This window comes from Vibrio sp. PSi01 (assembly GCF_054960695.1).
Genome location: NZ_JBHNYN010000023.1, coordinates 21194 through 32084, shown reverse-complemented (window position 1 = coordinate 32084; position 10891 = coordinate 21194). Strand labels below are relative to the sequence as shown.

Annotated in this window: 12 protein-coding genes; 3 read left to right on the top strand and 9 right to left on the bottom strand. The window is 45.0% G+C overall.

Going from position 1 to position 10891, the window contains the following annotated elements; all coding sequences use genetic code 11:
* Positions 1 to 15: 15 nt before the first annotated feature.
* The 9 genes from mioC to ACFI6G_RS20310 all read right to left on the bottom strand — a co-directional run bounded on the left by mioC (position 16) and on the right by ACFI6G_RS20310 (position 6833).
* Positions 16 to 450, bottom strand: coding sequence for an FMN-binding protein MioC (mioC, locus tag ACFI6G_RS20350; RefSeq protein ID WP_010433198.1), 435 nt, complete (start codon positions 448 to 450; stop codon positions 16 to 18).
* 49 nt (positions 451 to 499) lie between these two features.
* Positions 500 to 1861: a tRNA uridine-5-carboxymethylaminomethyl(34) synthesis GTPase MnmE gene (gene mnmE / locus ACFI6G_RS20345; protein WP_010433195.1), complete on the bottom strand. Its 1362-nt coding sequence runs from the start codon at positions 1859 to 1861 to the stop codon at positions 500 to 502.
* A 130-nt stretch (positions 1862 to 1991) separates the two neighbouring features.
* On the bottom strand, positions 1992 to 3611 hold the full coding sequence (yidC, locus tag ACFI6G_RS20340) for a membrane protein insertase YidC (protein ID WP_010433191.1): 1620 nt from the start codon (positions 3609 to 3611) through the stop codon (positions 1992 to 1994).
* A gap of 2 nt (positions 3612 to 3613) precedes the next feature.
* On the bottom strand, positions 3614 to 3871 hold the full coding sequence (gene yidD / locus ACFI6G_RS20335; RefSeq protein ID WP_004735802.1) for a membrane protein insertion efficiency factor YidD: 258 nt from the start codon (positions 3869 to 3871) through the stop codon (positions 3614 to 3616).
* Entirely contained in the window at positions 3838 to 4161 is a 324-nt protein-coding gene (gene rnpA / locus ACFI6G_RS20330) for a ribonuclease P protein component (protein ID WP_016767542.1), read from the bottom strand. The genes yidD and rnpA overlap by 34 nt, the downstream gene beginning before the upstream one ends.
* A 45-nt stretch (positions 4162 to 4206) precedes the next feature.
* Complete coding sequence (rpmH, locus tag ACFI6G_RS20325) at positions 4207 to 4341, bottom strand: 50S ribosomal protein L34 (protein ID WP_004735800.1); 135 nt, start codon at positions 4339 to 4341, stop codon at positions 4207 to 4209.
* A gap of 206 nt (positions 4342 to 4547) precedes the next feature.
* Entirely contained in the window at positions 4548 to 5285 is a 738-nt protein-coding gene (locus tag ACFI6G_RS20320) for an amino acid ABC transporter ATP-binding protein (RefSeq protein WP_016787669.1), read from the bottom strand.
* Positions 5282 to 5953, bottom strand: coding sequence for an amino acid ABC transporter permease (locus tag ACFI6G_RS20315; protein ID WP_010433176.1), 672 nt, complete (start codon positions 5951 to 5953; stop codon positions 5282 to 5284). The genes ACFI6G_RS20320 and ACFI6G_RS20315 overlap by 4 nt, the downstream gene beginning before the upstream one ends.
* 130 nt (positions 5954 to 6083) lie before the next feature.
* A complete protein-coding gene (locus ACFI6G_RS20310; protein WP_016784131.1) occupies positions 6084 to 6833 on the bottom strand; it encodes an amino acid ABC transporter substrate-binding protein in 750 nt (249 codons plus the stop codon).
* Between the two features lie 310 nt (positions 6834 to 7143).
* On the opposite strand from ACFI6G_RS20310, the gene dnaA reads away from it, so the two are divergent.
* The 3 genes from dnaA (at position 7144) to recF (ending at position 10880) form a co-directional block, all read left to right on the top strand.
* The gene (dnaA, locus tag ACFI6G_RS20305; RefSeq protein WP_016784132.1) at positions 7144 to 8565 is read left to right on the top strand and encodes a chromosomal replication initiator protein DnaA; all 1422 of its coding nucleotides are present in this window, start codon (positions 7144 to 7146) and stop codon (positions 8563 to 8565) included.
* An 81-nt stretch (positions 8566 to 8646) separates the two neighbouring features.
* Complete coding sequence (gene dnaN / locus ACFI6G_RS20300) at positions 8647 to 9747, top strand: DNA polymerase III subunit beta (protein WP_010433159.1); 1101 nt, start codon at positions 8647 to 8649, stop codon at positions 9745 to 9747.
* Between the two features lie 53 nt (positions 9748 to 9800).
* Positions 9801 to 10880, top strand: a complete 1080-nt coding sequence (gene recF / locus ACFI6G_RS20295; RefSeq protein WP_010433158.1) for a DNA replication/repair protein RecF — start codon at positions 9801 to 9803, stop codon at positions 10878 to 10880.
* Positions 10881 to 10891 lie beyond the last annotated feature (11 nt).

Sequence of the window (10891 nt, the reverse complement as noted above, 5' to 3'; positions counted from 1 at the left end):
GGGATATAGGAGAGTTTAAAACTGGTCACTATGATCGTTAAACCATGCTTCTGCAGCGTCTTCAGGTACCGGAGTTTCCAGTACATCGATGGTAAAACAGTCAGAAATAGGGTGGGCACCGAGCTCTTTCAGCAAGCTGTGGACTGATTTTCCCGCCAAACAGAAGGTATCGTAACTTGAATCCCCAAGCGCTACGACAGCAAAGCGAATCTGACTTAAATCTGGTGATTGCTGGGTCAATGCGTCGATAAACGGCTTAATATTATCTGGAAACTCGCCAGCACCATGAGTTGAAGTCACTAACAACCAGAAGCCTTGTTGGGGAATGTCATCGTATTCCGGCTGGTTATGAAGGGTTATCTCTTGACCTTGCTCTTCAAGAAGATCATTAAGGTGATCGCCAACGTACTCAGCACCACCTAAGGTACTGCCTGTAATAATGTGGATCATTAAACTGTCCTTACTAAAGAAAAGGCCAGCATAAGCCGGCCTTTAAAGATTATTTGCCAATACAGAATGAAGAGAAGATGCGACCTAATAAGTCATCTGAACTAAATTCACCCGTGATCTCATTAAGATGTTGCTGAGTGATTCGAAGCTCTTCTGCCAAGATCTCTCCGGCCATATAACCTTCAAGCTGTTGTTGGCCGATGTCCAAGTGCTCTGATGCACGTTCTAAGGCGTCTAAGTGACGACGACGTGCCATGAAACCGCCCTCATTCCCACCAGCAAATCCCATGCACTCTTTAAGGTGGCTGCGCAATGCGTCGACCCCTTCGCCTGTTTTCGCTGATAAGCGAATTAGAGTGGGATCGTTAACGTGGCAAATACCTAGTTCTTCACTGGTTTGATCCGCTTTATTTCGGATCACTGTCATACCGATATTATTTGGTAGTCGATCAACGAAATCTGGCCAGATATCTTGCGGGTCAGTTGCGTCTGTTGTGGTGCCATCGACCATAAATAAAACTCGGTCTGCCTGAGCAATTTCTTCCCAAGCTCGTTCAATACCAATTTTTTCTACTTCATCTGAAGCATCACGCAGGCCTGCGGTATCAATAATATGCAGTGGCATACCATCAATATGGATATGTTCACGCAGTACATCACGTGTGGTGCCTGCAATATCGGTCACAATTGCAGATTCTTTGCCTGATAATGCATTCAATAAGCTCGATTTCCCCGCATTTGGGCGCCCGGCTATCACCACCTTCATGCCTTCACGCATGATGGCACCTTGATTGGCTTCTTGGCGCACGGCTTCCAGATTGTCGATGATAGCCTGTAAGTCAGCACTTACTTTACCGTCGGCAAGAAAATCAATTTCTTCTTCAGGGAAATCGATAGCCGCTTCAACATAGATTCGTAGGTGTATCAGTGAATCAACCAGCGTGTTAATGCGTTTAGAGAACTCACCTTGTAGAGACTGTAGTGCCGATTTTGCCGCCTCTTCCGAACTTGCATCAATTAAATCAGCAATGGCTTCGGCTTGCGTTAAGTCCATCTTGTCGTTCAAGAAGGCACGCTCTGAGAACTCACCAGGACGTGCAGCACGCACGCCTGTGATAGTTAGGATGCGTTTGATTAGCATGTCCATAACCACTGGTCCGCCGTGACCTTGCAGCTCTAACACGTCTTCGCCAGTAAACGAATGTGGGTTAGGGAAGTAAAGCGCGATACCTTGGTCGAGTTCGATGCCATCCTGAGATTTAAACGGCAGGTACTCCGCATAGCGAGGCTTGAGTGTTTTGCCTGTTACTTCTAATGCAACCTGAGTGGCCAGTGGGCCGGAAACGCGGATAATACCTACGCCACCACGGCCAGGCGCGGTCGCTTGAGCAACAATCGTATCTGTAGTCATAGTTGTGCCTGCTAGCATGTGAAAGCCACAATGGGGCGTTCACGATTAATCAATTAGCTGAATTGTAATCAGCTAAAAACAAAAAGGCGACCTTTTGGTCGCCTTTCTTTATCTCTTTCTGTTATCGAACTTACTTAGAATGTAAGCCTTTCTTTTCCAGCGCGCGATAGATAAGCGTTTGCTGAATCAGAGTTACGATGTTCGATACTAGCCAGTAAAGAACCAGACCTGAAGGGAAGAACAGGAAGAAGAATGTGAACATAACCGGCATAAAGGTCATGATCTTCTGCTGCATCGGATCCGTTACAGTTGTCGGGCTCATCTTCTGGATTAGGAACATTGAAGCACCCATCAGAAGTGGCAAAATGTAGTATGGGTCTTGTGCTGAAAGGTCAGTAATCCAACCGAAGAACGGTGAATGACGCAGTTCAACTGACTCCATTAGTGCCCAGTATAGTGAAATGAAGATAGGCATTTGTAGAAGGATAGGTAAACAGCCACCCAGTGGGTTTACTTTTTCTTTCTTGTAAAGCTCCATCATTTCTTGGCTCATGCGTTGACGGTCGTCGCCAATACGCTCACGCATTGCAGTCAGCTTAGGCTGAAGCATACGCATTTTCGCCATAGACGTGTACTGAGCTTTCGTTAGTGGGTACATAGCACCACGAACGATGAACGTTAGACAGATGATTGCCAGACCCCAGTTCACAACGATGCCTTGAATGAACGAAAGCAGAGTATGAAGTGGTTTAGCAATGAACCATAACCAACCGTAGTCAACTACTAGGTCTAGGTTTGGTGCAACAGCAGCCATTTGGTCTTGAAGTTTAGGACCAACCCAAAGCGTTGCTTTAAAGCTTGCTTCGTCGCCAGTAGCAATGGTTTTGTTCGGCATGCGAACACCGATGTCGCCAAGGTTACCAATGACACGAGTGTAAAGGTTGCTGCCTGCTTCGTCGCGTGGAATCCATGCACTTGCAAAGTAGTGCTGAATCATCGCTGCCCAACCTTGACCATTTGCTAGGTTAAGAGACAGGTTGCGATCTTGCATGTCGTCGAAGCTGTATTTTTTATAGCGTGTATCTTCCGTAGAGTAAGCACCACCACGGTAAGTTGGCATTGTTAGGCTACCACCGTCGTCCATAACGTTCTGACGTAGGTGAGCGTACATGCCGAATGTCGCGTTGTTACCAGAGTTGTTTACTACATCGTATTCAACATCCATTGCGTAGCTACCACGCTTAAGGACGAATGTTTTCGTGTACTCAAGGCCGTTCGCTTGGTAAGTCATCGGGATGCGTAGTTCATCCTGACCATCAGCAAGTGTGAAGCTATCTGCTGAAACTGTGTAGCTAGGGCGGTTTGTGCTGCTTAGGTCGATACCTTGAGGACCCACTAGACCGCTTTGAGCGATAAATTGGTGACCTGGTTCGTTCTTAAGAAGAACAAAAGTATCTTCAGAATCGAACTCTGCAGAGTAATCATTTAGATTTGCTTTAACGACATCACCACCAACCGTATCAATTGACAGAGTCAGTACATCAGTTGTTACTGTGATAGTTTTTGCAGAAGCAACTTGGCCCGGAGCTGGGTCTAGATCATCTGCATAAGATGGCGCTGGTAGGGTGCTGCCAGATTGTGCCTGCTCAATCGCTTGTGGAGCCGGGTTCTTAGCTACATTCCATTGTTGGAAAAGTAGGAAAGAAACCAAAGCCAATGCGATTAACAGGATATTACGTTGAGAATCCATCGTTATTTATCTCTGTCTTGTTTTTGGACTGGTGGAACGGGGTCAAAGCCCCCTTCGTTCAAAGGATGGCATTTTAATAGACGTTTGCCTGATAACCAACACCCTTTTACAAAACCGTGAGCTTTCAACGCTTCTATCGCATATAAAGAGCAGGTTGGAGTAAATCGGCAGCGTGGGCCGATGAGTGGACTAATAAACCATCTATAAAAATAGATGGGTATTAGCGCTATCCACGCGAAGGGCGAGACAGGCGAAGCCATAATTTGTCGAGTAGCTTGAACATTTCTTCATTGCTTAAATCTTGCGCGCTCTTTTTAGCGATTACAACATAATCTTTGTTAGGAAGTTTGTGTTGAATGTTACGAAAGCTTTCACGAGTAAGACGCTTGAATCGGTTACGACCCACGGCGGTTTTAATCTGTTTTTTCGGAACGGCTAATCCAAGGCGAGGATTTGAAAGAGAGTTATTTCGGGCAATGATGGTGAAATGAGGGGAGCCAGCTCGATGAGCTTGCTTGAAGACATTCTGATAATGTTCGGGAGTTAACAAGCGTAACTCCCGACCGAAGGCTAGCTTATTCAAAATAATCAAAGATTACTTAGAAAGACGCTTACGGCCTTTTGCACGACGTGCATTGATTGTTGCGCGACCGTTCTTAGTAGCCATGCGAGCACGGAAACCGTGAGTACGCTTACGCTTTAGAACTGTAGGTTGAAAAGTGCGTTTCATTGTAATTACCTTACTGATCAGTAGTTTTAGGTTTTTGTTAAACCCGGCGTGGGCATTTTTTCTCTTCTTTATATAAGAAAGGAAAACCGACGCCTCTCAACAAAGAGGCGGAATTGTAATCACTGTCACAAAAAGTGTCAATGATTGGGTTAACTAAAATTCCGGTCGGGGGATTATACGTAGAATAACTAAAATCACAAGGATCCTTAGTCGATCCCAACCTTATTTAAGAATTTTTTTAATTTTGGATCCTGTGGATTACCAAAAATATCCTGTGGAGATCCCTGCTCGACAATGTGGCCATCGGCCATGAAGATCACTCGGTCTGCGACCTCTCTAGCGAACTGCATTTCATGGGTAACCACCAGCATAGTTTGATGCTGATTTGCTAATTTTTTCATGAGGTTAAGTACTTCACCAACCCATTCAGGATCGAGCGCTGAAGTAGGCTCATCGAACAACAAAAGCTCTGGTTGAAGGGCCATTGCTCGGCCGATCCCAACGCGTTGTTGTTGACCTCCAGAAAGCGCAGCTGGGTAGCTATCTGCTTTTTCTCCTAGACCAATATCATCGAGTATTTGTTGCGCTTTTTCATGGGCTTGCTTCTTTTTCCAACCTCGAACGGTAATCAAACCTTCAGCAATATTCTGCTTCGCAGTTTGGTGAGCAAATAACGCATAGTTTTGGAATACAAAACCGGTCTTACGGCGCAGTGCCAGCACCTCTGCTTTGGTATGTTTCTTAGTATCAACCTTGATATCGTCAATCGAAATCGTACCTTGATCGGCTTGCTCGAGAAAATTTACGCAACGTAGCAGTGTGGACTTACCTGTTCCACTCGAACCTATGATGACAATTATCTCACCTTGTTTGATTTCAAGGTCGATCCCTTTCAATACTTCGGTGTCACCAAACTGCTTGTGGATATTTTGTAATTTGATCATCGTACATACGCCTTATTCAGTTTCACTTCGGCCCAAATTTGAATACGAGTGAGGATAACGACCACGCCCCAATAAATCAGCGCTACAGCTAAGAAAGCCTCGAAGAAGCGGAAACTTGAAGACGCTTCCATCTGAGCTTTGGCCATGATTTCGGCTACACCTAGGGTGAATGCAAGTGAAGTCGATTTGATCATGTCGATGAAGTAGTTCATCAATGAAGGCAATGCCACGCGAGTTGCTTGCGGTAAGACGACTCGTCGCATTGCTTGGCTAGTTGTCATGCCTACAGACAAACTGGCTTCCATTTGGCTGCGATCAATACCAATAATCGCGGCACGAATACTCTCTGCCATATAAGCGGCAAAGTGAAGGGTTAAACCAATCACGGCCGCGCCAAACGCATCGAGTCCAACCATCCACGGAAATACCTGCGGTAGGCCGTAGTATAGAAGGAACAACTGTACTAGCAGCGGAGTTCCGCGAAAGAAGCTAATATACAGCTGACTCAGTTGATCGAGCACTGGGATTTTGAATACACGAATATTTGCCAATATCAAAGACAGGATAAGAGCAAAGAACAAACCCCAGGTCGCCATCTCCATGGTTGTGCCAAGATACTTCAGCAGTATTGGCAGTAGCTCTAGCATGTAATTAAAGTCAAATCCCATAATCTATCTCGTATTTTTATTGGAAGTGTTGTTTGGAAATACTGTTATATCAGGCTTTTTAATCTGAACTCAAAAGCAAAAAGCCCACCGCTGTGTAAAGCAGTGGGCTTTGAATGGAGAAAGTGAGTAATTACTTATGAGTAATATCCGCACCAAACCATTTCTGAGAGATACTTTCTAACGTACCATCTTCGCGCATTGCTGCTAATGCTTTATTTACTTCTGCTTGCAGTTTTTTACCGTTGTCGTTGTCAACGAAAGGCCAAGCGTTTTCAATTGTTTCGAATGGTTGTCCCGCTAGCTGTAATGGTAGACCTGTCTTCTTGATAAGTTCTAGTGCTGATAGGCGATCCATAACGAACGCATCTGCACGGCCAAGAGCGACATCATGCTCAATACCTGTATCGTAGGTTTTCACATTGATTTTGCCATCTTTGTCGTAGCTGCGCAGCAGTTGCTCAAAGTTTGAGCCAAGGTTTACCGCAACCGTCTTACCATCTAGGTCTTCGATTCCTTTGATGCTGTCATTACCTTTACGAACGGTAATTTGTGCGCCGTCTACTACGTAAGGGTCTGCGAAAAGATATTTCGCTTTACGCGCATCCGTCATTGTAATTTGGTTTGAAATGGTATCAATTCGACCCGTTTCAAGAAGACCAAACAGACCAGAGAAGTTTGCCGTTACGTATTCAACGTTGTAATCGTTACGCTTACCGATCTCATCCCATAAATCCACTTCAAAACCTTGTAGTTGGTCTTGTTTAACGAACGTAAACGGGAAATAGCGACCAGACATACCGACTTTAACTTCAGTCGCAGCTTGAACAGTAGCAGCAGAGAGTGCGATAGCCGCAATTGCAGCCTTAATCCAGTTATTCATTTGGTAACTCCTTATATTTATGGGATTGGATGTTACTGGGAAAATGCTCTCTAGAATAAATAACCAGATGTTATTAACCATAACCAGATTGAATTCCCATTTTGGGGATAACTAGTAAGGATCCGGGCATAAGTGGATCATTATGTGAGTAAATTAGGGGCAAGATGTGTGGATCCACCGATAAATTACAAATTTATTGTGAATAACTTGGATCTTATTCACTGGATCTGTGATCAATTGCTGGTGATCTGACTTATCAACAGGTAAAATTAGCAGTCATTTCATATTACTTAAATAGAGTGAGGGCACCGTGTCATCTTCGCTTTGGTTGCAGTGTTTGCAACAGCTTCAAGAAGAGTTACCAGCTACAGAATTCAGTATGTGGGTTCGTCCGTTACAAGCGGAACTCAATGACAATACTCTAACTCTATTTGCACCGAACCGTTTCGTACTCGATTGGGTTCGCGATAAGTATCTAAATAGCATTAACCGTTTACTGCAAGAATATTGTGGTAACGATATCCCACATCTGCATTTTGAAGTGGGAAGCAAGCGCGTGATTGCTCCTAAACCTGCGACACCAGCACCGGCGCGTACACGTACGGCAGCCGATGTGGCCGCTGAGTCATCCGCACCTGCGCAGTTACAAGCTCGTAAGCCTGTTCACAATATCTGGCGCGATGAAGAGCCTGTGGCGGTTGACCTTAACCACCGTTCAAACGTGAACCCAAAGCATAAGTTTAATAACTTTGTTGAAGGTAAGTCGAACCAACTGGGTTTGGCTGCGGCACGTCAGGTTTCTGATAACCCAGGAACAGCTTATAACCCGTTGTTTTTGTATGGTGGTACTGGTTTAGGTAAAACGCACTTGTTGCATGCGGTGGGTAATGCCATTGTCGATAATAAACCGAATGCTAAAGTGGTTTACATGCACTCCGAGCGCTTTGTTCAAGACATGGTGAAAGCGCTCCAAAACAATGCGATCGAAGAATTTAAACGTTACTACCGTAGTGTTGATGCTTTGCTTATCGATGATATCCAATTCTTCGCTAATAAAGAGCGCTCTCAAGAAGAGTTCTTCCATACCTTTAACGCACTGCTTGAAGGCAACCAACAGATCATCCTAACTTCTGACCGTTATCCTAAAGAGATCAACGGGGTAGAGGATCGCCTTAAATCTCGCTTCGGTTGGGGTTTGACGGTTGCGATTGAGCCACCAGAGCTTGAAACGCGGGTTGCTATCTTGATGAAGAAAGCAGAAGACCACCAAATCCACCTTGCGGATGAAGTGGCTTTCTTTATTGCTAAGCGTCTACGTTCTAACGTTCGTGAACTGGAAGGCGCATTGAACCGTGTTATCGCGAATGCGAACTTCACTGGTCGCCCGATTACGATCGATTTCGTACGTGAAGCACTGCGTGACCTACTTGCACTGCAAGAGAAATTGGTCACCATTGATAATATTCAGAAGACAGTAGCCGAGTACTACAAAATCAAAGTAGCCGATCTCTTGTCGAAACGTCGCTCTCGTTCTGTTGCTCGTCCACGTCAATTGGCGATGGCTCTGGCTAAAGAGCTAACAAACCACAGCTTGCCTGAGATTGGCGATGCATTCGGTGGCCGTGACCACACGACTGTACTGCATGCTTGTCGTAAAATTGCTCAGCTGCGTGAAGAGAGCCACGACATTAAAGAAGATTATTCGAACTTGATTCGTACCCTTTCTTCTTAATACACAGTATTCTTAACCTTAATAAGCAGAATCTTGGCCACGTACTATTACGCAGTGCCATTTAGACCGTAAGAGCAAGATATGAAATTTACCATTGAACGTAGTCACCTGATTAAGCCATTACAACAAGTATCTGGCGCACTCGGTGGCAGGCCAACGCTTCCAATTCTAGGAAACCTACTAATTAAAGTAGAAGATAACGTGTTGTCGATGACAGCGACGGATCTAGAAGTTGAATTGATCAGCCGTGTAACGCTTGAAGGTGATTTCGAAGCGGGCAGCATTACTGTGCCTTCACGTAAGTTCCTAGATATTTGCCGTGGTTTGCCTGACAGCTCAGTGATCACTGTGGTATTGGATGGTGACCGTATTCAGGTTCGCTCTGGTCGTAGCCGTTTCTCATTGGCAACATTACCAGCGGCAGATTTTCCAAACATTGAAGACTGGAGCAGTGAAGTTGAAGTGTCTGTGACACAGGCTGAGCTACGCGGTCTTATCGAGAAAACCCAATTCTCAATGGCGAACCAGGATGTTCGTTACTACCTCAACGGCATGTTGTTTGAGATTGAAGGTTCTATCTTACGCAGCGTAGCGACTGATGGTCACCGTATGGCAGTATCTCAAGCGCAATTGGGTGCTGACTTTGCCCAGAAGCAGATCATTGTTCCCCGTAAAGGTGTTCAAGAGCTAGTGAAGTTATTGGATGCGCCTGAACAGCCTGTAACGCTGCAAATTGGCAACTCTAATGTGCGTGCTGAAGTGAACAACTATGTCTTTACTTCTAAGCTCGTTGATGGTCGTTTCCCTGATTATCGCCGCGTAATGCCGCAAAATACTACCAAGACACTTGAAGCCGGTTGTGATGAATTACGCTCCGCATTTTCTCGTGCAGCGATTCTGTCGAATGAAAAATTCCGTGGTGTTCGAGTTAATCTTGTGGATAGCGAGATGCGTATTACAGCGAACAACCCAGAACAAGAAGAAGCAGAAGAAGTGCTAGATGTTAACTTCGACGGTGACGCGCTAGAGATTGGCTTTAACGTAAGCTACGTATTGGATGTTCTGAACACACTGCGTTGTGAACAAGTTCGTATCTCAATGTCAGACGCTAATGCGAGTGCCTTGATTGAAAATGCACAAGATGACAGCGCGATGTACGTTGTTATGCCAATTCGTTTATAAGCTGCAATATGTTGACCTACCGAGTCGTGATTGAAGATTAATATGAAGACGTTATGCCTTTATCGCGCTTAATCGTTAAGCAATTTAGAAATATAGAAGCCTGTGACATTCAACCGTCATCAGGCTTTAACTTTCTTATAGGGGCTAACGGTAGCGGCAAAACCAGTGTCCTGGAAGCGGTGTATCTGCTCGGACATGGTCGCTCATTCAAAAGCTCATTAACCGGTCGTATCATTCAAAATGAGTGTAGCGAACTGTTTGTTCATGGCCGTTTTATGACCTCGGATCAATTTGAGCTGCCAATTGGCATTAATAAGCAGCGCGATGGCACGACAGAGGTTAAAATAAGCGGTCAAACTGGGCAAAAATTAGCTCAGCTAGCTCAAGTATTACCATTGCAGTTGATTCATCCTGAAGGGTTTGATTTACTGACGGATGGACCTAAACATCGCCGGGCATTCATTGATTGGGGAGTTTTCCATAGTGAGTCTGGTTTTTATGATGCATGGGGCAGGGTCAAGCGACTCAATAAACAGCGTAATGCATTATTGAAAACGGCAACGAATTATCGAGAGCTAAGCTATTGGGATCAAGAATTAGCCCGTTTAGCAGAAAGCATCAGCCAATGGCGCGCTACCTACGTTGAGCAGTTAAAAGAAGTGGCAGAGGAAATCTGTGCGACCTTCCTTCCTGAGTTTGAGATAAAGATTAACTACTATCGTGGTTGGGATAAAGACACCCCATACGCTGAGATATTAGAAAAGAATTTTGAAAGGGATCAGCAGCTTGGTTACACATTTAGTGGGCCAAACAAAGCGGATCTAAAGATAAAAGTGAACGGCACTCCAGTGGAAGATGTCTTGTCACGAGGTCAATTGAAGTTGATGGTGTGCGCGTTGCGCGTAGCACAAGGGCAGCACCTCACCCAAATGACAGGTAAGCAGTGCATCTATTTAATAGATGACTTCGCTTCCGAATTAGATAGCCAACGCCGAGCACGTCTTGCTGAGTGTTTAAAGGCGACTAAGGCTCAAGTTTTTGTAAGCTCTATTACCGCTGATCAGATTGCTGATATGCATGACGAAAATAGCAGGATGTTTCATGTGGAACATGGCAAAATAGAGCAAGGATAATTAGTCAGAGA